The following is a 21,932-nucleotide window of genomic DNA, read 5'->3' on the forward strand; positions in this document are numbered from 1 at the left end:
GGCACCGGCCGCGATGGCCATGTCCATGATCTTGTGGATCTTCGTGGCGTGGGCCTCGCCCAGGGCGCCGCCGAAGATGCGGAAGTCGTGGGCGTAGACGAAGACCGTGCGGCCCTCCACCGTGCCCCAGCCGGTGATCACACCGTCGGTGTACGGCTTCTTCGCGTCCAGGCCGAAGCCGCTCGCCCGGTGCCGACGCAGTTGCTCGACCTCCCGGAAGGACTCCGGGTCGAGGAGGAGTTCGATGCGCTCCCGCGCGGTCAGCTTGCCCTTGGCGTGCTGCGCCTCGGTCGCCTTCTCGCTCGGTCCCGCCATCGCCTGCGCACGGATCTCGTGCAGTTCGGCCACGCGTCCGCGCGCGTCGGTCGGCTCACCCGGCGCCTCATCCAAAACGGTCATGTAGTGACCTTACGAAGCCGACCACGGAATGCGGGCCGTCGACTCCTCACAGTCTCCGGCGTGTTTTCCTGGTAACCCTGAACAGAACCATGGCGAGGTTGAGCCTTTCTGACTGCTCAGGGGGCGTGTCGCTTGTAGAGGTCGCACAAACGGGTCAGGGGAGAGTCACCTCACAGACATGGGTGGCGCATACCTTCCCCGGGGTGACGCGCACGCGCAGTCGGCGGCCTGTGGAGAGCACCTCGACCGTCTCGTCCGCCCGGTCGACCCGGCGGACCGGGTGGTCCCAGACGATCTCCAGGGGTTCGCCCGTACGGGGCGGTTCGCTCACGCAGAGGGTAGCGGTACGGCCCCGGCGGACGACCAGCACGCTCGCGCCGCCGGATGCGGAGAGCGGACCCGCCCTCCCCGCCTGCCAGAAAGTGGCGGCCGTGCAGCCGAGGGAGGGCACGGTGACCGCCTGGCGGACGGCGTCGTTGGCGAGGACCGACATCCAGTGGCGGTCGGCGGCGCGGCGCGCGACCGCGTGACGGGAGGCGCCGGGCATGAGGAGGTAGGTGTACGTGGCGTCCTCGGGGTCGGTGCCGTGGTCGAGCCAGAGGGTCTGCCAGCGGCGGGTGCGCCGCTCCGGCGTGCTGCCGGTGTTGATGTCGGACCAGGCGCCGGTGCGGTCCTCGCGCAGCGCCTTCGGCTCGCGACCGAACAGGACCCAGCCGCCGTGGTCCTCCAGGTGGGCCCAGTGCGGGCCCTTGACGAAGCGCGGGGTGCCGGCTGCGCCGAGGTTGCGGTTGTCGACGATCGTCTCGACCTGGACGCCGTCGGAGCAGATGATCCCGGCGCCCAGGCAGATCACCGCGTCCTCGACACAGAACCAGGACTTGCGGGCTTCGAGGGTGGAGCCGAGGCCCTTGAGGTGCTGGCCGAGGGCCGCGTAGGTGCCGTCGGTGGTGCCGCCGACCCAGCGCGCGTCCGGGCGGGCCGTGCCCCACTCGCCGCCCTCGCGGTCGGCGAGCCGTTTGGTGGAGACGGTGGTGCCGGGCAGGCGGTACCAGTCGACGGTCGGCCAGAACCAGTCCGTGTACTGGTCGCCGGTGCCCTCGGCCCACCAGCTGATCATGCCCGCGCCGGTGTGCCAGCCGCGAGGGTTCTCGCCGTTGCCGCACTCGTAGTGGGCGATGCGGTCGCTGGCCATGGCGATGTTCACGGTGAAGCCGGGGCCGCGGTGGACGGCGCGGTCCATGGCGGCGAAGAGGTGGTGCCCGGTGGGTTCGGGCGCGGCCGGGGCGGGTGAGGCGGCGATGGCGTGCAGCCGGGCCAGGTCTGCGACGCCGAACTGGGGTGCCGTCAGGATCGGGCTCACGGTGTCGCGTTCGATCCAGCCCTTGACGCGGGCGTGCCAGCGCTCGCGCTCCGCGGGGCTCGCACCGGCCGCGAGCAGGGCGATCGCGGCGATGAGCTGCCCGCCGTGGTAGTGGTCGCTGCGCAGGACCCTGCGGTCGTCGGCGCTGAGGTAACCGCGGCTGATGGCCCGGCCGTTGACGCTGTCCATGACGAGTCCGTCGTGGAGGAGCGGCGCGTAGGCACGCTCGACGCTGTCGAGGACGATCTGCCGGTTCGGGTCGGTGACCTCCCAGTCGGATCCGGCGAGCAGGGCGAAGAGGCGGCCGAGGCCGTCGAGCATGACCTGGCCGTAGGTGCCCGAGTAGGCGACCCAGGTGTGCTGGACGAAGGAGCCGTCGGCGTAGAGGCCGTCGCCCTGGGTGACGTACGGGAAGACCGGGGAGAGGGCGTCCCGGGCGAGGGCGATCTTGACGGGGTCGCGGCCGAGGATGCCGCGCAGGGCCACGGAACGGCACAGGTCGACGCGGTTGGCGCCGGTGGAGGTGCCGCTGTAGTCGCCGAGGGCCGAGTCGGGGACGAAGTGGTCGACGGCGGCGCAGGCGGCACGGACGCGGGGCTCCCCCAGCTCCTCGTACAGGGCGGCCGTGATGTCCGTCAGCAGGCGGGGGCTGCCGATCTGCCACTCCCACCAGTTGCCGTAGCGGGTGGTGGAGGGGTTGTAGGCGGTGGCGGAGAGGTGGTCGAGGCCGCGCAGGATGCCGGTCAGGAGGGCGTGGTCGGCGGTGAAGCCGGTGCCCTGCTGGACGTAGGCCTGGGTCATGGTCCACAACCGGCCGTAGCTGAGGGTGATGCCGGCCGGCGGGTCGAAGGGGTGCCCGGGCCAGAGGGAGTCCGCCGCCGGGTTCATGCTCGCGCGCAGGTCCCGGGCGAGCGCGCCGGTCTCGGCGAGCCGGGCGGCGTAGGGCTCGGCCGTGGGGTCGTAACCGGTGCCGAGGGAGATGCCGAGCCAGCGGCGACGGAGGGTGTCGTACGGATCGTCCGGCGCGTCGCCGCCCCGGCCCGCCGGTGCCGCGCCCCCGGTGGCCGCGAGGGCGGCGACCGCCAGCATCAGGGCGCGCCGACTGGGCCGGAGCGGGGCGGCTGTCCCGGCCGCACGGCGGGGAAAGAGGCGACGCTGGGGAGTCATGCCCATGCCCTACCACGGGGATGGGCTCACCTGAACGGTGGATTCGGCCGGAGTGACCGGAACGGGGGAACGGCCAGACCGGCCAGACCGGCCAGACCGGCCAGAAGCAACGGAGGGGGACGGTCGGGGTCAGTGGAACCGGGAACGGCCGGAGAAGCCCGAGCCGGAGAAGCCCGAGCCGGAGCCGACGGAGACGGAGAAGCCCGAGCCGGAGCCGACGGAGACGGCCCGAGCCAGGAACGGCCGGAGTCGGCCCGACCCCGGGCACCGCCGGCCTAAGCCACCCCAACAGGCCCGGCCGGCGTCACCCAACGGGCACGGCCGCCGCGGTCACCCTGGCAGGGCGCGGCCCCGTTGGTCAGCCGAAGCGGTTCAGCAGGCGGCGGTACAGGCCCGGTGCGAGGCCTCGGACCCGGCCCGGGACGGTCAGCCAGGTGGGGACGTAGGCCTCGTCGCGGTTCTGCCGGACGGCGTCCCAGATCGTGCCGGCGACGCAGCCGGGCGACAGGAGACCGGCGCGGGTGCCGTCGTAGGGCCTGCCGCGACGGGTGTGGAAGGCCGTGTCGACGGCGCCGGGCACGACGAAGGTCACGCCCACGCCCGTGCCGCGCAGTTCCTGGCGCAGCGCCTCGGCGAAGGCGGCCAGTCCGGCCTTGGCGGCGGAGTACACCGCCTCCTCCCGCAGGCCCACGCACCCCGCGATCGCGCCGAGCAGCACCACGCGCCCCCGCCCGGCCGCGATCATGGTGGGCAGCACCTCGCGCACGAGGTGGAGCGTGGCGTTGAGATCCAGGGTCAGGACGCGGTCGATGTCGGTGTGCGGCATGGCGGTGAAGGGACCCGTCCAGCCCATGCCCGCCCCGGCGACCAGGACGTCGATCCGGCCGGTGGTGTGCAGCGCGGACTGGGCGAGCAGGCGCGGGCCGCCCGGGGCGGCGAGGTCGGCGGGCAGCACGACGGCCGAGGTGCCGGAGGCCGTCTGCTCCAGACGGTGCCGGTCGCGTCCGTTCAGCAGCAATTGCCAGCCGTCCATCGCGAAACGCCGTGCCGTGGCCGCCCCGATGCCCGAGGAGGCGCCGGTGACCAGGGCCACGCGCCGGTCGAGCCGCCGCGGCGGCCCGTACTGGTTCACCCGGGCGGGGACGGGGGCCGTGGCGCGGGGTCGGGTGGGGTCCGCCGGTGGATCGTAGGCCGAGCCGGAGCCGGTGAGTGTCACGAGTCACTCTCCCCTGCGCTGTGCGTCCGCCGTGGTCTCGTCTGTCTCCATACGCTCACTGGAAACGGAACCCCGTCTCGTCGGACCCCGCCACCGCACGGATGGCCGCAGGGGTCCGCGTGGAGGCCCCGGGCGGGCCCCCGGCCTGTGGGGACGCCCGCGTACGGGGCCACTGCGCACCGCCACCGGCAGAACCACCCGCTCGGGACGCGCGATTGCTCCAAGCGGGGGTACGCGAGGGGCGCGGGAGGGGACCGAGGGGAGGTCCAGGAGAGGCCGCGGGAGGTCCCGGAGGGGCGCGGCGGGACGCGTCGGGAACACACCCGTCGAAGATGTTGAACATTGAACGGAATAGGTCTACGGTGGGTCGCGTTGGAGTAGTTAAAGATTCAACATTAGACGCAGGAGGCGTACCCCATGAGCATCTTCAGCCGCAACGACACCCAGACCGCCGCCGCCACCGGTACCGCCGTGAGCCCCGAGCTGGCCGCCCTGACCGGCGACTACACGATCGACCCCGCGCACTCGACGATCGGTTTCGTCGCCCGGCACGCCATGGTCACCAACGTCAAGGGCGGTTTCCAGGACTTCACCGGCACGCTGCACCTCGACGGCACCGACCCGTCGCGGTCGACGGCCTCGCTGGACGTCGTGATGGACAGCATCGACACGGGCAACGCAGACCGCGACGGCCACCTCAAGAGCGCGGACTTCTTCAAGGCGGACGAGTTCCCGGCGATGACGTTCCGCTCCACCAAGGCGGAGGCGCTCGGCGGTGACGACTACCGGATCACCGGCGATCTGACGATCCTCGGCACCACCCGCCCGCTCGCCATCGACCTCGAGTTCAACGGCGCCGCGAAGGACCCCTTCGGCAACGAGCGCGTCGGCTTCGAGGGCAAGGCGGAGATCCTGCGCTCCGAGTGGGGCCTGACCTGGAACGCCGCGCTGGAGACCGGCGGCGTCCTCGTCTCCGACAAGATCAAGCTCAACTTCGACATCTCGGCCATCAGGAACGCGTGAGCCCCGCGGGACCGGCCCGGTGACATCACCCGGGCCGGTCTGGCCGGTTCCCGCCCCTTGTGCGAAGACTCCCGGCGTTCCCATAATCCAGCAGCAATATTTTGACCAGTCCATGCCAGCACATGGACGTTCTTTTTGCCTTGCTGCTGTCATGCGCTCGTCAATCTGATGCTTCGGTTGCACCTCCCCAGTCAACCCCCCACGGAAGGCATCACGTTGAAGAGACTCCTCACCGCTCTCAAGAGATGCGCGGCCCTCGGCGCCGCCGCGCTCGCGATCGCCAGCCTTCAGCCCGTCTCCGCCGCCCAGGCCGCCCCCTCGCCCGTCGTCGGCGGGACTCGGGCCGCGCAGGGCGAGTTCCCGTTCATGGTCCGGCTCTCCATGGGCTGTGGCGGCGCGCTCTACACCCAGCAGATCGTGCTCACGGCCGCGCACTGCGTGGGCGCCTCCGGCAACAACACGAGCATCACCGCCACCGCGGGGGTCGTCGACCTCCAGTCGACCAGCGGCCGGGTCCAGGTCCGCTCCACCAAGGTGCTGCGCGCCCCCGGCTACAACGGCACCGGCAAGGACTGGGCACTGATCAAGCTCGCCCAGCCCATCAACCTGCCGACCCTGAAGATCGCCACCACCACGCAGTACAACACCGGTGACTTCACCGTCGCCGGGTGGGGCGCGAACCGTGAGGGCGGCTCCCAGCAGCGCTACCTCCTGAAGGCGACCGTGCCGTTCGTCAGCGACGCCGCGTGCAAGGCCTACGGCGGTCTCTACAGCGGCCTCGTCGCGAACGAGGAGATCTGCGCCGGCTTCGACGCGGGCGGGGTCGACACCTGCCAGGGCGACTCCGGCGGCCCGATGTTCCGCAAGGACAACGCCGGCGCCTGGATCCAGGTCGGCATCGTCAGCTGGGGCGAGGGCTGCGCCCGTCCCGAGGCCCCCGGCGTCTACACGGAGGTCTCCACGTTCGCCTCCGCCATCGCGTCGGCGGCGTCGACCCTCTGACCCACGGCTTCAGGGCCCGGCGCCGAGGGGTGCCGGGCCCGTTCCTCGGGAGTGCGACGGCCTCCGCATGGTGGAGTCAGCGGGTTTCCGGCTCCGCCGACTCCGGCTCCGCCGACTCCAGCTTCGCCACCGCCGCCGCCACCTGCGCGGCCCTGCTCCCCGCCGTCCGGGCGCGGAGGACGCCGAGCATCGCCAGGTACCGGTCCGTGCGGCCCAGCGCCTCGAAGGCCGCGGCGGCGCGGGGACTCCGGTTCAGCGCCTCCACCAGGTCCGCCGGGACCTCGGCCTCCTTCTGCGACGCGTACGCCGCCTCCCAACGGCCGTCCGCTCGCGCGGCCGACACCTCCGCGAGCCCGCCGGGCCGCATCCGTCCGGCGGCGGTCAGCTCCTCGATCCGCCGGACGTTGACCATGGACCACAGGCTGCCGGGGCGCCGGGGGGTGATCCGCTGGAGGTAGTACGACGCGTCAAGTCCCTTGCGCTGTCCGGTGATCCACCCGTGGCACAGTGCCACGTCGTTGACGTCGGTGGCGCTGACGGACGGGATGCCCGAACCCTTCTTCGCGACCCTGACCCAGAGGCCGGGGTGGGGCGCCGGGTGGGCGGTCAGCCAGGAGTCCAGGTCGGCCGCGGTTGCGAAGGGGAGAGAACCGGTGCCGTCGGAAGTGGTCATGGGGTCACCGTAGGGCGGAAGCAGGACAGTTTCCGTCCGCTATGCCAGCAGGGCGCGGGCCTGTTCGCGGGCCCGGGCGATGGCGTCCGGGAAGACGCCCAGGCCGTGGGCGACCAGGGCGCCCTCGTGCAGGAGCATCAGCGTCCGGGCCGTCGAGTCGGCCGTCTCGGGTGCGATCTCCGAGGCGAGATCCGTGAACAGGGCGAGCATCCACCGCTTCTGACCGGTGATGATCGGGTGGGCCGGATGGGCGGGGTCGCCGATCTCCACGTGGGCGTTGACCATGCTGCACCCCCTGGGGCTGAACTCCTCCGCCCATGCGCGCGAGGCGTCGAACACCGCCAGGACGCGCTCGCCCGGGGCCGGTCCCGCCGCGTCGAGGTGCTCGGCGAGGAAGGCCCGCCAGCGCTCGTCGCGGTCCGCGAGGTACTCCACGACGATCTGCTCCTTGGAGCCGAACCGGTCGTAGAGCGTCTTCTTCGTGACCCCGGCCTCGGCGGAGATGAGGTCGACGCCGACGGCGTGGATGCCGCGCTCGTAGAAGAGCCGGGAGGCGGCGGCCAGGACGCGGCGGGCGGCGGGCGTCATCGTGATCCGGCGCGGGTTCGGCGCGGTGGTACCCATGGCACCCGACTATACCGATCTGTGTAGTGAGCGGGGAACGGCTAAACCGATCTGTCTACTGGTTGTGATGTCGTGAACGTCCTCCTGTCCCTCGCCTTCGTCCTGTGCTGGAGTTCCGGCTTCATCGGGGCCAAGCTCGGCGCCGGCAGCGCGTCCGCGCTCACGGTCCTGATGTGGCGGTTCCTGCCGCTGGCCGTCGTCCTCGTCGCCGTCGCGGTCGTCATGCGATCGGCCTGGCGCGGCCTCACCGCCCGGGACCTCGCCCGGCAGGCCGTGGTCGGCGTGCTGTCGCAGAGCGGCTATCTGCTCAGCGTCTACTACGCCATCCAGCTCGGCGTCTCCAGCGGTACGACGGCCCTCATCGACGGGGTCCAGCCCCTGGTCGCCGGGGCCCTCGCGGGGCCGCTGCTCGGGCAGTACGTCTCGGGCCGGCAGTGGCTCGGTCTGGGCCTGGGTCTGAGCGGTGTCGCCGTGGTCACGCTGGCCGACGCGGCGGCGGGCGGCGGCGTGGCCTGGTGGGCGTACGCCGTCCCGCTGCTCGGCATGCTGTCCCTGGTCGCGGCGACGTTCCTGGAGAGCCGGGCCCGCTCGCGGGTCGCCCCGTCGGTGTCGCTGACCGTCCACTGCGTCACGAGCGCGGTCCTCTTCTCGGTGCTGGCCCTCGGCACCGGGACGGCCGCTCCGCCCGCGCGGGGGGACTTCTGGGTGGCGGTCGCCTGGCTCGTGGGGCTGTCCACGTTCGGCGGGTACGGGCTGTACTGGCTCATCCTGAAGCGCTCCGGCGTCACCGAGGTCAACACGCTGATGTTCCTGATGGCCCCGGTCACCGCGGTCTGGGGCGCGCTGATGTTCGGTGAGCCGTTCGGCGTGCAGACCGCTCTCGGACTGACCGTCTGCCTCGTGGCGGTCGTCGTCGTCCATCGCGGTGGCGGCCGGAGGGGCACGAGCCTGACCGCCGCCCGGTCGGAACCGGAGGAAAACCGGTGGACCCGGTCCCCCGGCTCCGCCTAGCGTGCGGTCCATGTCCGGCCCCGAGGCGTCCAGAGTGTGGCCACCGGCTCTCCGGTGGCTGTTCGTGACGCCGATGCCGGGCCGCTGAGGCCGCCCGCTCCGCTCCGCTGCCGGTTTGCCGTCCGACCTGTCGTGTCCGACGTCGACTTCCGGTGCGGAGTTCTTTCATGCCGTTCGCTCTCCTTCTGCTGGGCCTTGCCGTGTTCGCGCAAGGCACGTCCGAGTTCATGCTGTCCGGGCTGGTGCCGGACATCGCGCGGGATCTGGGGGTGTCCGTCCCCGCGGCGGGCGCCCTGACCTCGGCCTTCGCGGCCGGGATGGTCGTGGGGGCGCCGCTCGTGGCGGGGCTCGCGCGGCGCTGGCCCCGGCGGGGCGCGCTGCTGGCGTTCCTCGTCGTCTTTCTTGTCGTCCATGTTGTCGGCGCGCTCACCGACAGCTTCGCCGTCCTGCTCGCCACCCGGGTGGTGGGGGCGTTCGCCAACGCCGGGTTCCTCGCGGTCGCCCTGGTCTCCGCCGTGGGCATGGTCCCGGGCGACGCGAAGGGGCGGGCGACGTCCACGCTGCTGGGCGGGGTGACGCTGGCGTGTGTGGCCGGGGTGCCGGCCGGGGCCGTGCTGGGTGAGCTGTGGGGCTGGCGTGCGGCGTTCTGGGCCGTGGCGCTGGTGTCGCTGCCCGCGCTGGTCGCGGTGGCGCGGTCCGTGCCGGGTGGTGCGGCCGGGGGTCCGCCGCCCGCGCTGCGCGGTGAACTGCGGTCGCTGCGCGATCCCCGGCTGCTCGTCACCCTTTTGCTGGGCGCCCTCGTGAACGGCGCGACGTTCTGCACCTTCACGTATCTCGCTCCGCTGGTCACCGAGGTGTCCGGGCTGGGTGACTCCTGGGTCCCGGGGGTCCTGGCCCTGTTCGGGGCCGGGGCGTTCGCGGGGGTGACCGCCTCGGGGCGCTTCGCCGACCGGCGCCCCGGGCCGGTGCTCGCCGGCGGGGGCCTGGCGCTGGGCGCGGGCTGGTGCGCCCTGGCCCTCGGCGCCGGGCACCCCGTCCTGGCCCTCGCGCTCGTCTTCGCCCAGGGCGCCCTGTCCTTCGGCGTCGGCTCCACGCTCATCGCCCGTGCGCTGTACGCGGCGCAGGACGCGCCGACCCTGGCCGGAGCCTTCGCGACGGCGGCGTTCAACGTGGGCGCGGCGGTGGGCCCTTGGGCCGGCGGCGTGGTGATCGACGCGGGGTTCGGGTACCGGGCACCGGTGTGGGTCAGCGCGGGCCTGGTGGCCCTGGCCTTCGCGGTCACCGGGGCGACGGGGTGGCAGGAGCGGGAGCGGCCCGTGGGGCGGGAGACGCCTCTACGACGCTGAGTCCGCGAGCCGCTGAACTCGGGGCCTGGTCAGGTCGGCCCGAGCCCCGAGCGCGGTCACGCCTGGCCAAGCGCCCTGCGCGCCGTGGATCTCAGGCCCGGGCCAGGCGCCCGGCGAGCCGTGCGGACCCGGCCCGGGCCCGCGGCGCAGATCAGGCCCCGGGCGGACACAACCAGCGCCCCGTGCGGATCAGGCCCGGGCCGGGCCCCCCGCGTCCCGTACGGATCAGGCCCGACCAGCGCCCAGCGCACCGCACGCCGCGCTGACAGGGCCCCGGCCAGGACCCTTGCACGCGGCGCGGAGCGAGCCCCTGCCGGGCACGCCCCCGTGTCCCGTGCAGATCAGGCCCCCGGCCGGCGCCCCGCATGCCCCGCAGCTCGGGGCCTTGTCAGAACCCTCCCCCGAAGTCCCCGCCGCCGCCGAAGTCTCCTCCCCCGAAGCCTCCTCCGAAGTCGCCGCCGAAGTCGCCGGAGTTGAAGTCCGCGCCGGAGACGTCGCCGCCCTCGTAGCCGCCGAAGTCGCCGTAGCCGGAGCCGTAGTCGGCCGCGTAGGCGGGGGTGGCCATCATGCTGCCGAGCATGGTGCCGACGAGGAGGCCGGGCAGGAGGCCGCCGCCGAAGTAGCCGCCGGCCCAGGGGCCGTACGCCGGTCCGGCCTCCCAGTAGGGGCGGCGGCCGTAGTCGGTGTCGACCTCGCGGATCGCGGGGTCGCGGCCCTCGGCCAGCCGCCTTTCGTCGGCCGCGCAGACCGGGACCTCGCGGGCGGCGGCGCCCGAGGGTGTCCAGGTGGCGTCGGCGACCGAGGGGCCGTGGCGCGGGTCGAAGAAGCAGGGCGGGCGGCGCTCCGGCAGGGCTGCGCCCTCGCGGCGGGCCGTGAGCCGGGCCAGGGAGAACCGGCCGTCCTCCACGGCCTGGGTGACGGCTCGGACGTCCTCCGGTTTCGTCGCGGCCGCCATCAGGGACTTGGCCTGGTCGTAGCAGTCCAGAGCACGCTCGTAGTCGGCGCGCATCGCGTCGTCTGCGCCCGGTTCCGAGGGATGGAAGTCGAGCCGGTCGAGTTCCTCGCCGAACGCGGTGATGTCCTCGTCGACGACCACCCGCAGCTTCTCCAGCGCGGCCCGCTGCTCCTCCTCGTGGCGGCGCCGGTTGCGGCGGACCAGGGCGTAGGCGCCCGCGCCGCCGGCCGCGACCAGGGCGCCGATCGTGATCAGGCCGCCGACCGGCACGTCGGTGCCCGAGCCGTCGCTCCAGCTGCTCGGCGCCGAACCGCCCACGTTGCGCAGGGCGTCGTCGACGAAGTCGTTCAGCTGGGCCTTGGTGTCGCCCGCGTCCTGCACGGCCGTGACCAGGTTGGACACCGCCTGCCGGCTCATCACGGAGCTGTCGGCGCGGGCGTCGAACCGGTCGCCGAGCCGGATCCCGTACAGGCCGGTGATGCCGGTCTCGGTGCGGAGGTTCCGGAAGAGGTCCTGCGTGGGGTAACCGGCCGGGAGGACGGCCACGAAGACGGGCTTGTCGGCGTCCTTGATCTTGTCGGCGAGCGCCTCCGCGTCCGACGCCGCGAGCTGCCCGGAGGCGGCCGGATCGACGTAGACGGGGTTCTCACGCAGCTCCTGGGCGACCTCGGAGAGGTCGGTGGCCGCGTGCGCGCCCGGCGCGCCGGCCAACAGCACCGCCAGTACGGCGGCGAACGGCACGATCAGCAGACGTACCACGGTACGCACCAGTGCGGCCCTCATATGTTCGAAGCTACCCGAAATGCCACAGAAAGGGTTATCCGTCGAGCCGGGGATTTGTCGGGGCGGCTGCGCCTAGGATGCCTCTGGCCATTCAGACGGCGGGAGCAGGGGCATGTTCGGACGACGTAGAGCTGCGGACATGACGGTGTCCGAACTGACCGAGCTGGACCGGTCGCGCACGCGGGCCGACCTGCTGTGGGAGCTGTTCCGGCACGCCGAGGCGGAGGTGACGTCGGCGATCGGCTGGTACCTGGCCCGGCGCCGGGGGCCGTCGCTGTGGTCGCGTTCGCTGCGGGCGCTCGCCACGCTGCTGGGCATCGTCGGCACGATCACGCCGCTGGTGCACGCGGCCTCGCCCACGACCGTGCAGCCCGAGTGGGGTTTCGTGTTCCTGGCCGGCGGGGCGGGGTGCGTGCTCTTCGACCGGATCTTCGGGTTCTCGGCGTCCTGGACCCGCTACATCCGTGCCGAGATGGCACTGCAGCAGATCCTCAAGAAGGCGCAGTCCGACTGGGCGCAGGCGTTCCTGCGGACCACCGACTCCCCCAGTGACAAGGAGCAGGCGGCCCTGCTCGGGGTGATCGAGCGGCTGCGGACCGACGCGCAACGGATCATCGAGGACGAGGGCACGGCGTGGATCGGCTATCTGGCCGACGGCGTCGAGGAGCTGACCCGCTCCACCAGCACCGCCACCGGCCAGCGTTCCCACACCGCGGGCCTGTTCCGCCTCGACCGGACTCCCGGCCGCGACCGGGGCGGCGAGGTCCCGGTGCCGCGGTCGCGGGACACGGCGATGTGACACACGCCCAGGGTCCGCGACCCCGGAACACGGCGATGTGACACACGCCCGGGGCTCGCGGCCCCGGAACACGGCGATGTGGCTCCGGCCGCCCGGGCCGCAACCCGGCCGGGCCCGGGCGGCCGGGTCTACTCCGCCGGAGCGACCCCCGCGCGCAGCAGCCCGTAGGTGTACGCGTCCTCCAGGGCCTGCCAGCTCGCGGCGATGACGTTGTCGGCGACGCCGACCGTCGACCACTCGCCCGTGCCGTCGGACGTGGAGATCAGCACGCGGGTCGTGGAGTTGGTGCCGTGCTTGCCCTCCAGGATGCGGACCTTGTAGTCCACCAGCTCCAGCTTGGCGAGCTGGGGGTAGATCTTCTCCAGGCCCACGCGCAGGGAGCTGTCCAGGGCGTGGACCGGGCCGTTGCCCTCGGCGGTGGCGACGATGCGCTCGCCCTTGGCCCACAGCTTGACCGTGGCCTCGTTGGCGTGGGAGCCGTCGGGCCGGTCCTCGACGATGGCGCGCCAGGACTCGACCTCGAAGTAGCGCAGCGGCCCGCCCTGGACCTCTGCGCGCAGGAGGAGTTCGAAGCTCGCGTCGGCGGCCTCGTAGGTGTAGCCCTTGAGCTCGCGCTCCTTCACCCGCTCGACCACCCGGCCGACCAGTTCGCGGTCGCCGCCGAGGTCGACGCCGAGCTCCTTGCCCTTGAGCTCGATGGAGGCGCGTCCGGCCATGTCGGACACCAGCATCCGCATGGTGTTGCCGACCAGCTCGGGGTCGATGTGCTGGTAGAGGTCCGGGTCGACCTTGATCGCGGAGGCGTGCAGTCCGGCCTTGTGGGCGAAGGCGGAGAGCCCGACGTAGGGCTGGTGCGTGGAGGGGGTGAGGTTGACGACCTCGGCGATGGCGTGCGAGATGCGGGTCATCTCGCGCAGGTGCCCCTCGGGCAGGACCTTCTTGCCGTACTTGAGCTCCAGGGCCGCCACCACCGGGAACAGGTTGGCGTTTCCCACGCGTTCGCCGTAGCCGTTGGCCGTGCACTGCACGTGGGTCGCGCCCGCGTCGACGGCGGCCAGGGTGTTGGCGACCGCGCAGCCCGTGTCGTCCTGGGCGTGGATGCCGAGCCGGGCGCCGGTGTCGGCGAGGACCGTGGAGACGACGGCCTGGATCTGGGCCGGGAGCATGCCGCCGTTGGTGTCGCACAGGACGACGACGTCCGCGCCGGCCTCCGACGCCGTGCGGACGACAGCCTTGGCGTACTCGGGGTTGGCGCGGTAGCCGTCGAAGAAGTGCTCGCAGTCGATGAAGACGCGGCGGCCCTGCTCCTTGAGGAAGGAGACCGTGTCGCCGACCATCGCCAGGTTCTCGTCCAGGGTGGTGCGCAGCGCGAGCTCGACGTGCCGGTCGTGCGACTTGGCGACCAGCGTGATCACCTGCGCGCCGGACTCCAGGAGCGCCCTGACCTGCGGGTCCTCGGCGGCGGTGGTGCCGGCGCGGCGGGTGGCGCCGAACGCGACGAGCTGGGCGTGCCGGAAGTCGATCTCCTGCTGGGCGCGGGCGAAGAACTCGGTGTCCCGGGGGTTGGCGCCCGGCCAGCCGCCCTCGATGAAGCCCACGCCGAAGTCGTCCAGGTGCCGTGCGATGGCCAGCTTGTCGGCGACGGTGAGGTTGATGCCCTCCCGCTGGGCGCCGTCGCGCAGGGTGGTGTCGAAGACGTGGAACGAATCGTCGAGGTCGCTGGTAGCGGTCATGGTCTCAAGGCTCCTGAGGATGGGATCTCGGTCGTACCGGAATGACCGGCTCCACCGCCCTCACATACTCCCTCGCGCTCTCGCCTCCGGCTGTGGGTGGGCCAGAAATGCGAAAAACCTCTCGCGGGTGCGAGAGGTCTGCGCGCGGGTCGAGGACGACGGTGTCCGCCCGTACCTGGTCGTACGTGGCGGTCACTGCGGACCGGCGCGCCTGCTGCCAATAATCATGGCGAACGAGAGCACGGGGGCAGTCTGGCACAGCCCCCGCGCTTCGCTCACCGCCGTCTCAGGATGCGGTCGGTCACCTCAGGTGACGGACGTGGACGTGCGCGGTGTCGTAGGTGTCGCCGGGCACGAGGTCGGGTGAGGAACTGGCGAAGGCGACCGTGCGGCCGTTGCGGTCGAGCGCACGTTCAGGCGTCCGCGAGGAGGCTGTCGGCGAGGAACTCGCGCACGTGGCGCAGGATCTGCGCCCGGTCGGTGCCGCGCAGGCCGATCGCCACATGGATGGAGAAGCCGTCCAGCAGCGCGCGCAGGCGGGCGGCGAACCGGTCCGGGTCGACGCGGCGGAACTCGCCGCGCGAGATGCCCTCGGCGAGCAGCGCGACCAGGTCGCGGTGCCAGGCGCCCTCGATGGCGGCCTGCCGTTCGCGGGCATCGGCGTCGGCGTTCTGCGAGCGGTTCCAGACCTCCAGCCACAGCGTCCAGTGCGGGTCGCGGTGGCCGTAGGGGACGTACAGGTCGACATAGGCGTCGAGGCGTTCGAGGGCGGGCGCGGTCCGGGTCAGCAGCCGGCCGCGCTCGGCGCCGAGGCGGCCCTCGCTCCATTCCAGGGTCCGCAGCAGCAGTTCGTCCTTGGAGCCGAAGTAGTAGAGCAGATGGCCGCTGCTCATGCCGACCTCGCGGCCGAGCGCGGCCATGGTGAGCTTCTCCAGGCCGCGCTCGGCGATCATCTCCATGGCCGCGGCGAGGACGTCCTCGCGGGGCGGGGCCTGCCGTCGCCCACCGGCCATGTGCACTCCTAGGTCCTCGGTTGCTGCTGCGTGATGCAGTGGATGCCGCCACCGCCCGCGAAGATCGTACGGGCGTCCACCAGCGTCACGGTGCGCTCGGGGAACAGGCGGCGGAAGATGCCGGCGGCGATCTCGTCGCGCGGGTCGTCGAAGCCGCACAGGACCACGCCGCCGTTGCAGAGGTAGTGGTTGATGTAGGAGTAGTCGGCCCAGTGGCCGTCGGCCTCCAGGACGGTCGGGGCGGGGACCTCGACGACCTCCAGACGCCGCCCCCGCGCGTCCGTCTGGGACCTGAGCAGGCCGATGACCTCCCGGCTCACCTCGTGGTCGGGATGGGCGGGGTCGGGCTGGGAGTGGGCCACGACGACGCCCGGGCGGGCGAAGGCCGCGACGATGTCGACGTGGCCGAGGGTGCCGAAGCCGTGGGGAGGGTAGTCGCCGGTCAGGCCGCGCGGCAGCCAGATCGCCTTGCGGGTGCCGAGCTGGGCGTGGATCTCGGCCTCGACCTGCTCGCGGGACCAGCCCGGGTTGCGCTCCGGGCCGAGCTGGACGGTCTCGGTCAGCAGGACCGTGCCCTCACCGTCGACATGGATCGCCCCGCCCTCGTTGACGAGCTTCGAGGCGTACGTCCGGGCCCCGGCGAGCTCGGCGACGTGCGCGGCGACCTCGGCGTCGTGCTCCCAGCGGGCCCACTCCTGCGCGCCCCAGCCGTTGAACGTCCAGTCGACGGCTGCCAGTTCACCCCTGCCGTTGGTCAGGAAGGTGGGGCCGATGTCGCGCATCCAGGCGTCGTCCAGGTCCCGCTCGACCGTGTCGACGCCCTCGCCCAGCAGCGCCCGTGCCTCGGCCGAGCCGCCCGGGCCGCACACCACCGTCACCGGCTCGAAGCGGCGCACGGCCCGGGCGACCGCGGCCCAGGCGCCCCGGGCGGCGGCCAGCTCCCCGGGGTCGTCGAAGGTCTCGTTCGGGCCCGGCCAGGCCATCCAGGTCCGCTCGTGCGGAACCCACTCGGCGGGCATGCGGAAGCCGTCGGCGGCTGCGGACATCGTTGATCCTCAGAGGAAGTAGAGACGGTTGAGGGAGACGGACTCGGCGGGTTCGGAGCGCAGCGGCTCGCCGTCGAGGGTGACGAGACCGGTGCGCTGGTCGACGTCGACCGCTCCGGTACGGGAGTTGAGGCGCAGGTCGGCCGGGCCGATGCCGCGGGTGCCGCGCACGGCGACCCTGCGGCGCCGGGTCGGCATGGTGTCGTGCCCCTGGTCGAGGGCGGCCTGCGCGACGAAGGCCACCGATATCTCGGCCGGTGTCGCCCCGTGCGCGCCGAACTGCGGCCCGAGGACGAGCGGTTCGCAGGTGTCGGTCGCCGCGTTCGGGTCGCCGACCACGCTGTACGCCGGGAAGCCGGCCTTCAGCACCAGCTGCGGTTTGGCGCCGAAGTACTCGGGCCGCCACAGCACGATGTCGGCGAGCTTGCCGGTCTCGATGGACCCGACCTCGTGGGAAAGCCCGTGCGCGAGGGCCGGGTTGATGGTCAGCTTGGCCATGTAGCGCAGGACGCGCTCGTTGTCGTGCTCGTCGTCGGGGGCGCCGAACTCGGCCTTCATCTTCCCGGCCATGGCGAACGTACGGCGGACCGTCTCGCCCGCGCGCCCCATGCCCTGCGCGTCCGACGAGGTGATGCCGATCGCGCCCAGATCGTGCAGGACGTCCTCGGCGCCCATGGTGCCCGACCGGATGCGGTCGCGGGCCATCGCGGCGTCCCCGGGCAGGTCGGTCTTGAGGTCGTGCACCGAGACGATCATGCCGTAGTGCTCGGCGACGGCGTCCCGGCCGAAGGGCAGGGTCGGGTTGGTGGAGGAGCCGATGACGTTCGGCACGCCCGCCATCTTCAGGACGTTGGGGACGTGCCCGCCGCCGCAGCCCTCGATGTGGAAGGCGTGGATGGTCCGGCCCTCCAGCACGCGCAAGGTGTCCTCCACCGACAGGCACTCGTTCAGCCCGTCGCTGTGCAGCGCGACCTGGACGTCGTGCTCCTCGGCGACGCGCAGGGCGGTGTCCAGGGCGCGGGTGTGTGCGCCCATGTCCTCATGCACCTTGAACCCGGAGGCACCGCCCTCGGCGAGGGCCTCGATCAGCGGCGCCTCGTGGGACGACGAACCGCGGCCCAGGAAGCCGATGTTGACCGGCCAGGCGTCGAACGCGCCGAACGCGTGCCGCAGCGCCCAGGGCGAGTTGACGCCGACGCCCCACACCGGCCCGAACTCCTGCCCGATGACCGTGGTGACGCCGGAGGCGAGCGAGGCCTCCATGATGCGCGGCGACAGCAGGTGGACGTGGGTGTCGACGGCCCCGGCGGTGGCGATGAGGCCCTCGCCGGAGACGATCGAGGTGCCCGTGCCGACGACGACGTCGACCCCGTCGAGGGTGTCGGGGTTGCCGGCCCGCCCGATCGAGCAGATCCGGCCCTCGCGGATGCCGATGGACACCTTCCGGATGCCCTGCACGGCGTCGATCACCACGACGTTGCTGACCACGACGTCACAGGTCTCCCGGACCGCTGCCGCCTTCAGGTGCAGCCCGTCGCGGGCGGTCTTGCCGAACCCGGCGAGGAACTCGTCGCCCCGGCGCTGGGAATCGGACTCGACCTTGACGACGAGACCCGAGTCACCGAGCCGGATGCGGTCACCGGCGCGGGGGCCGTGCGTGGCGGCGTACTCGTACGGGGTGAGGCGGCGCGCCTCGGCGGGGTGGCCTCCTGGGCGGCTCATCGCTCGACCTCCTGATCAGGTGCTGTTTCCGGTACGCCGAGGTAGCCGCAGGCGGCGGCCCGCTTCAGGGCCTCCTCCTTGGCGCCCGGCGCGTCCAGCGGCCCGTCGACGAGACCGGCGAACCCGATGGCGATCCGCTCGCCCCCGATCGGCACCAGGCCGACCTCGGCGCTCTCTCCCGGCCCGAACCGCACGGACGACCCCGCGGGCACGGCGAGCCGCATGCCGTAGGCCCGGCCGCGGTCGAAGTCGAGCCGCGGGTTGGCCTCGAAGAAGTGGAAGTGGGAGGTCACCGAGACGGGCACGGTCGCGGTGTTGGTGACCGTGAGCCGCTCGGCCGGCTCGGGCTCGGCGTGCTCCGGCCCGGGCAGCAGCGCGCCCGGGGCGTCCGGCCCCGCGCCGCCCCCGATGGGGTCGGAGACGACCGCGAGCCGCGAGCCGTCGTCGAAGACGGCCTCGACGTGCACCTCGGTGACGACGTCGGCGACACCGGGCAGAACGTCGTCCGGCCCGAGGACGGACCGGGCGGCCTCGACCGCCTCCGCGAGCCGCCTGCCGTCCCGGGCGGCCTCGCACACCGTGTCGGCGATGAGCGCGGTCGCCTCGGGGACGTTGAGCCTCAGTCCCCTGGCCCTGCGGGCGCGGGCGAGCTCGGCGGCGCCGAAGAGCAGCAGCCGGTCGCGTTCGGTCGGGGTCAGCCGCATGTCACTCCCTCCATTTAGAGCATCACTCTAAACATGAAATTCCCTCGACCGAAAGGTTGACGGTGAGGCAATGCGCACATCACATTGAACGTCGCTCTAACCAAGGGAGACCAGCATGCCGATCGAACAGCGCGGAGTCGACACCATCGCGGAGGAGGAGCGCACCAGCGGACCGCGCGACCTCGTGTCGATCCTGCTCGGCTCCAACCTCTGCCTGGGCGTGATCGTCTTCGGCTGGCTGCCGCCGTCCTTCGGCCTGGACTGGTGGTCGTCGGTCAGCGCGGTGCTCGCGGGCACGGTGGTGGGTGTGCTGTTCACGGCTCCGCTGGCACTGGTCTCGCTGCGCACCGGCACCAACCTGTCGACCTCCTCCGGCGCCCAGTTCGGGGTCCGCGGGCGGCTGGTCGGCTCGGTGGTCGGGCTGCTGCTGGCCCTCGGCTACACCGCGCTGACCGTGTGGATCGGCGGAGACGTGATGGTCGGCGTCCTGGGCCGGCTGGCCGGACTGCCGCAGGGCGGGGTGTCCTACGGCGTCGTCTACGGGCTGCTCGCCGCGGCCACCGTCGCCGGCGCGGTGTACGGCTACCGGGTGCTGCTCGCGATGTCACGGGTGCTGGCGTTCGGCATGACGGCCTTGCTGGCGCTGGGCGTGATCGCCTACGCCCCCGGTTTCACCACCACCGCGCTTCCGGAGGCCGGCGGCTATCTGCTGGGCGGCTACTGGCCGACCTGGCTGCTCGCGGCCGTGGCCGCCGGGCTGTCCGGGCCCATCGCGTTCATCACGCTCCTCGGTGACTACACCCGCTACATCTCCCCGGCCCGCCACTCCTCCCGCCGGGTGCTGCACGCGACCTGGCTGGGGCTGCTGCTGGGCCTGCTGGTGCCGCAGCTCTTCGGCACGTTCACGGCGTACGCGGCCGGGGCGGCCCTCGACTACGCGGGCCCGTTGGTCGACGCGGCCCCGTCCTGGTACCTCGTCCCGCTGCTCCTGGCGGCGTCGGCCGGCTCGGTCGGCAACGCGGGGCTGATGCTGTACTCGATGGGCCTCGACCTGGACGCGATCCTGCCGCGCGCCTCCCGGGCCCGGGCGACGTACGTGGTCGCGGCCGTCGCCACGGTCTGTGTCTTCGCCGGGCACTACTACTCGACCGCGCAGGACGCGATGACGTCCTTCGTGCTGCTCCTGACCGCCATCGGCACACCGTGGGCGGTCATCACCCTCATCGGCTTCGCCCGCTGCGGCGGGGTCTACGACGCGGACGCCCTCCAGGTCTTCAACCGCCGCGCCCGGGGCGGCGTCTACTGGTACCGCTCCGGCTGGAACGTCCCGGCGGCCCTCTCCTGGGCGGCCGGGGCGACGGTGGGCGTCCTGGCGGTGTCCCTGCCGTCGTACGAGGGACCGCTGCTGGCGCTGACCGGCGGGGTGGACTGCAGTTTCCTGCTGTCGGGGGTGGTGGGAGGGGTGGCGTACGCGCTGACGGCCCCGGGCTCTTCCCTGGAGGAGCCCGGGGCCGGCGAGGCGACGCCCGCTTCTCGCCCGATCGATTCGCGCCCGGCGTCTTGAGCGACCGGCGTCACGCGGGCAGGAGCCCGGCTCCCTGGGCTCCCTGGCCGAGCGATTCGACGCGGCCAACGGCCCGACTCTGCCCGACCGGCTCGACGCGGCGAACGGCCCGGCTTCCTGCCCGACCGAGTCGGGTAGTGGGTGGGCACAGGCCCGGGGGTCCGGGGGCGGAGCCCCCGGGGGCCAGGGCGGCTCAGCCCAGTCGGTGCATCCAACCGTGGGCGTCCGAGGCCGTACCCCGCTGAATATCAAGCAGCGCCTGGCGCAGCCGCAGCGTGACCTCGCCCGGCTCTCCCCCGCTCTGCTTCCACTCCGCCCCGGCCCGCTTCACCGTACCGACCGGAGTGATCACCGCGGCCGTACCGCAGGCGAAGACCTCCGTCAGCGACCCGTTCTCCGAGTCCCGCTGCCACTGGTCGACCGAGACCCGGCCCTCCTCGGCCTCGTACCCGAGGTCACGGGCGACGGCGAGCAGGGAGTCACGTGTGACGCCCTCCAGGATCGACCCGGTCAGCGCGGGCGTGACGATCTTGTCTCCGTACACGAAGTACAGGTTCATGCCGCCCAGCTCCTCGACCCACGTGTGCTCCACGGCGTCGAGGTAGCAGACCTGGTCGCAGCCCTTCGTCGCGGCCTCGGCCTGCGCGAGCAGGGACGCCGCGTAGTTGCCGCCCGTCTTCGCGTCGCCCATGCCGCCGGGGACGGCACGGACCCGGTCCTCGGAGACCCAGATGGACACCGGCTTCACACCACCGGGGAAGTACGCCCCGGCCGGGGAGGCGATCACCAGGAACAGGTACTCGTTGGCGGGCTTCACACCCAGCCCGACCTCGGTGGCGATCATGAACGGGCGCAGGTAGAGGGACTCCTCGCCGCCGTGCGCCGGCACCCACGCCTTGTCCTGCTTCACCAGGGCGTCGCACGCCTCGATGAACGTCTCGACCGGCAGCTCGGGCATCGCGAGCCGGCGAGCGGAGCGCTGGAAACGCTCGGCGTTCTTCTCGGGGCGGAAGGTGGCGACGGACCCGTCGGGCTGGCGGTAGGCCTTCAGACCCTCGAAGATCTCCTGCGCGTAGTGCAGGACCGTGGTGGCGGGGTCGAGGGAGATCGGCGCGTACGGCACGAGCTGGCCGTCGTGCCAGCCGCGGCCTTCCGTCCACTTGATCGTCACCATGTGGTCGGTGAAGTGGCGGCCGAACCCGGGGTTGGCCAGGATCCCCTCGCGTTCCGCGTCGGAGAGCGGGTGGGCGGAGGGCTTGAGCTCGATCGTGGGCGTCGTCATGGGTTGATGTCCTTCACCGGTTGTAGTGACGGGCCGCGCTCGGTACTGCTCTGATGGTGACCAGTGCTAGGACGTCCGAGCATTCCCTCATTCCGCGGCCTCGCGTTCGATTATCGCCCGGGGGCGGCGGCGGAAGGAACGGGGTGATTGCGGCCCGGTGGTCGATGGTGGCACCCGGCGGGAACATGCGAAAGCCGCCGGGCGCTGTTGCGACCCGGCGGCTTGCGGTGTGCAGCGGCGGGTCAGCCGGCTACGCGTACGGCGAGCGCGTCGCCGATCTCCGAGGTGGAGCGGGCGGGCTTGCCGGTGCGCTCCGACAGGTCGGCCGCGACCGCCTCGTCGATGCGGGCGGCCTCGGCCTCGTAGCCGAGGTGGCGCAGCAGCAGCGCGACGGACAGCACGGTGGCGGTCGGGTCGGCCTTGCCCTGGCCTGCGATGTCCGGGGCCGAACCGTGCACGGGCTCGAACATCGAGGGGAAGTCGCCGGAGGGGTTGATGTTCCCGCTCGCG

General features: G+C 72.6%; 19 protein-coding genes. 6 read left to right on the top strand and 13 right to left on the bottom strand.

The features are described from left to right. The 3 genes from IE153_RS40280 to IE153_RS40290 form a co-directional block, all read right to left on the bottom strand. Positions 1–399: carboxyl transferase domain-containing protein (locus tag IE153_RS40280; protein ID WP_308432245.1), on the bottom strand; the 399-nt coding region annotated here is incomplete at its 3' end. A gap of 154 nt (positions 400–553) precedes the next feature. Further along, positions 554–2,926 (bottom strand): polysaccharide lyase 8 family protein, encoded by a 2,373-nt coding sequence (locus IE153_RS40285; protein WP_229829430.1) that lies wholly within the window; start codon positions 2,924–2,926, stop codon positions 554–556. A gap of 358 nt (positions 2,927–3,284) precedes the next feature. Beyond that, positions 3,285–4,142: an SDR family NAD(P)-dependent oxidoreductase gene (locus tag IE153_RS40290; protein WP_189594639.1), complete on the bottom strand. Its 858-nt coding sequence runs from the start codon at positions 4,140–4,142 to the stop codon at positions 3,285–3,287. A 417-nt stretch (positions 4,143–4,559) separates the two neighbouring features. Between IE153_RS40290 and IE153_RS40295 the strand changes: the two genes are divergently transcribed. Both IE153_RS40295 and IE153_RS40300 read left to right on the top strand, forming a co-directional pair. After that, positions 4,560–5,165 (top strand): YceI family protein, encoded by a 606-nt coding sequence (locus IE153_RS40295; RefSeq protein WP_189594640.1) that lies wholly within the window; start codon positions 4,560–4,562, stop codon positions 5,163–5,165. A gap of 216 nt (positions 5,166–5,381) precedes the next feature. Next, positions 5,382–6,167: a S1 family peptidase gene (locus IE153_RS40300; protein ID WP_189594641.1), complete on the top strand. Its 786-nt coding sequence runs from the start codon at positions 5,382–5,384 to the stop codon at positions 6,165–6,167. A gap of 76 nt (positions 6,168–6,243) precedes the next feature. On the opposite strand, the gene IE153_RS40305 is transcribed toward IE153_RS40300, so the two are convergent. Next, a complete protein-coding gene (locus IE153_RS40305; protein ID WP_189594642.1) occupies positions 6,244–6,840 on the bottom strand; it encodes a YdeI/OmpD-associated family protein in 597 nt (198 codons plus the stop codon). 39 nt (positions 6,841–6,879) lie between these two features. Further along, the gene (locus IE153_RS40310) at positions 6,880–7,464 is read right to left on the bottom strand and encodes a TetR/AcrR family transcriptional regulator (RefSeq protein WP_189594643.1); all 585 of its coding nucleotides are present in this window, start codon (positions 7,462–7,464) and stop codon (positions 6,880–6,882) included. 72 nt (positions 7,465–7,536) lie between these two features. On the opposite strand from IE153_RS40310, the gene IE153_RS40315 reads away from it, so the two are divergent. Next, positions 7,537–8,475 carry a DMT family transporter gene (locus IE153_RS40315; protein WP_189594644.1) on the top strand — a complete coding sequence of 313 codons (939 nt, stop codon included), beginning with the start codon at positions 7,537–7,539 and terminating at the stop codon, positions 8,473–8,475. 167 nt (positions 8,476–8,642) lie between these two features. Then, the gene (locus IE153_RS40320) at positions 8,643–9,821 is read left to right on the top strand and encodes a Cmx/CmrA family chloramphenicol efflux MFS transporter (protein WP_189594645.1); all 1,179 of its coding nucleotides are present in this window, start codon (positions 8,643–8,645) and stop codon (positions 9,819–9,821) included. Between the two features lie 388 nt (positions 9,822–10,209). Here the strand turns inward: IE153_RS40320 and IE153_RS40325 are convergent, their stop codons facing one another. After that, complete coding sequence (locus IE153_RS40325; RefSeq protein ID WP_189594646.1) at positions 10,210–11,559, bottom strand: hypothetical protein; 1,350 nt, start codon at positions 11,557–11,559, stop codon at positions 10,210–10,212. Between the two features lie 139 nt (positions 11,560–11,698). Here IE153_RS40325 and IE153_RS40330 point away from each other — a divergent pair, with 139 nt between their 5' ends. Next, positions 11,699–12,358, top strand: coding sequence for an SLATT domain-containing protein (locus tag IE153_RS40330; protein ID WP_189594647.1), 660 nt, complete (start codon positions 11,699–11,701; stop codon positions 12,356–12,358). Positions 12,359–12,486: 128 nt separating this feature from the next. Here the strand turns inward: IE153_RS40330 and cimA are convergent, their stop codons facing one another. From cimA to ureA, 5 genes are all read right to left on the bottom strand, one after another. Beyond that, on the bottom strand, positions 12,487–14,091 hold the full coding sequence (gene cimA, locus IE153_RS40335; protein WP_189594648.1) for a citramalate synthase: 1,605 nt from the start codon (positions 14,089–14,091) through the stop codon (positions 12,487–12,489). Positions 14,092–14,504: 413 nt separating this feature from the next. Beyond that, entirely contained in the window at positions 14,505–15,104 is a 600-nt protein-coding gene (locus tag IE153_RS40340) for a TetR/AcrR family transcriptional regulator (protein ID WP_189594649.1), read from the bottom strand. 8 nt (positions 15,105–15,112) lie between these two features. Continuing rightward, positions 15,113–16,150: an agmatine deiminase family protein gene (locus IE153_RS40345; RefSeq protein ID WP_189594650.1), complete on the bottom strand. Its 1,038-nt coding sequence runs from the start codon at positions 16,148–16,150 to the stop codon at positions 15,113–15,115. A gap of 9 nt (positions 16,151–16,159) precedes the next feature. Then, entirely contained in the window at positions 16,160–17,872 is a 1,713-nt protein-coding gene (locus IE153_RS40350; RefSeq protein WP_189594651.1) for an urease subunit alpha, read from the bottom strand. After that, positions 17,869–18,576 carry an urease subunit gamma gene (gene ureA / locus IE153_RS40355; RefSeq protein ID WP_189594652.1) on the bottom strand — a complete coding sequence of 236 codons (708 nt, stop codon included), beginning with the start codon at positions 18,574–18,576 and terminating at the stop codon, positions 17,869–17,871. The genes IE153_RS40350 and ureA overlap by 4 nt, the downstream gene beginning before the upstream one ends. Positions 18,577–18,691: 115 nt before the next feature. Between ureA and IE153_RS40360 the strand changes: the two genes are divergently transcribed. Continuing rightward, complete coding sequence (locus IE153_RS40360) at positions 18,692–20,140, top strand: cytosine permease (RefSeq protein WP_189594653.1); 1,449 nt, start codon at positions 18,692–18,694, stop codon at positions 20,138–20,140. A 193-nt stretch (positions 20,141–20,333) separates the two neighbouring features. Here IE153_RS40360 and IE153_RS40365 read toward each other — a convergent pair whose 3' ends face one another. Further along, positions 20,334–21,422 (bottom strand): branched-chain amino acid aminotransferase, encoded by a 1,089-nt coding sequence (locus IE153_RS40365; protein WP_189594654.1) that lies wholly within the window; start codon positions 21,420–21,422, stop codon positions 20,334–20,336. A gap of 242 nt (positions 21,423–21,664) precedes the next feature. After that, positions 21,665–21,932: isocitrate/isopropylmalate family dehydrogenase (locus IE153_RS40370; protein WP_268251973.1), on the bottom strand; the 268-nt coding region annotated here is incomplete at its 5' end.

The sequence above is a fragment of the Streptomyces massasporeus genome (assembly GCF_014648995.1).
Lineage (GTDB): Bacteria > Actinomycetota > Actinomycetes > Streptomycetales > Streptomycetaceae > Streptomyces > Streptomyces massasporeus.

Coding starts and splice junctions, on each gene's coding strand:
- IE153_RS40285 (WP_229829430.1), bottom strand. CDS start 2,926: ATGACTCCCCAGCGTCGCCTCTTTCCCCGCCGTGCGGCCGGGACAGCC.
- IE153_RS40295 (WP_189594640.1), top strand. CDS start 4,560: ATGAGCATCTTCAGCCGCAACGACACCCAGACCGCCGCCGCCACCGGT.
- IE153_RS40305 (WP_189594642.1), bottom strand. CDS start 6,840: ATGACCACTTCCGACGGCACCGGTTCTCTCCCCTTCGCAACCGCGGCC.
- IE153_RS40310 (WP_189594643.1), bottom strand. CDS start 7,464: ATGGGTACCACCGCGCCGAACCCGCGCCGGATCACGATGACGCCCGCC.
- IE153_RS40320 (WP_189594645.1), top strand. CDS start 8,643: ATGCCGTTCGCTCTCCTTCTGCTGGGCCTTGCCGTGTTCGCGCAAGGC.
- IE153_RS40325 (WP_189594646.1), bottom strand. CDS start 11,559: ATGAGGGCCGCACTGGTGCGTACCGTGGTACGTCTGCTGATCGTGCCG.
- IE153_RS40330 (WP_189594647.1), top strand. CDS start 11,699: ATGACGGTGTCCGAACTGACCGAGCTGGACCGGTCGCGCACGCGGGCC.
- cimA (WP_189594648.1), bottom strand. CDS start 14,091: ATGACCGCTACCAGCGACCTCGACGATTCGTTCCACGTCTTCGACACC.
- IE153_RS40340 (WP_189594649.1), bottom strand. CDS start 15,104: ATGGCCGGTGGGCGACGGCAGGCCCCGCCCCGCGAGGACGTCCTCGCC.
- IE153_RS40345 (WP_189594650.1), bottom strand. CDS start 16,150: ATGTCCGCAGCCGCCGACGGCTTCCGCATGCCCGCCGAGTGGGTTCCG.
- IE153_RS40350 (WP_189594651.1), bottom strand. CDS start 17,872: ATGAGCCGCCCAGGAGGCCACCCCGCCGAGGCGCGCCGCCTCACCCCG.
- ureA (WP_189594652.1), bottom strand. CDS start 18,576: ATGCGGCTGACCCCGACCGAACGCGACCGGCTGCTGCTCTTCGGCGCC.
- IE153_RS40360 (WP_189594653.1), top strand. CDS start 18,692: ATGCCGATCGAACAGCGCGGAGTCGACACCATCGCGGAGGAGGAGCGC.
- IE153_RS40365 (WP_189594654.1), bottom strand. CDS start 21,422: ATGACGACGCCCACGATCGAGCTCAAGCCCTCCGCCCACCCGCTCTCC.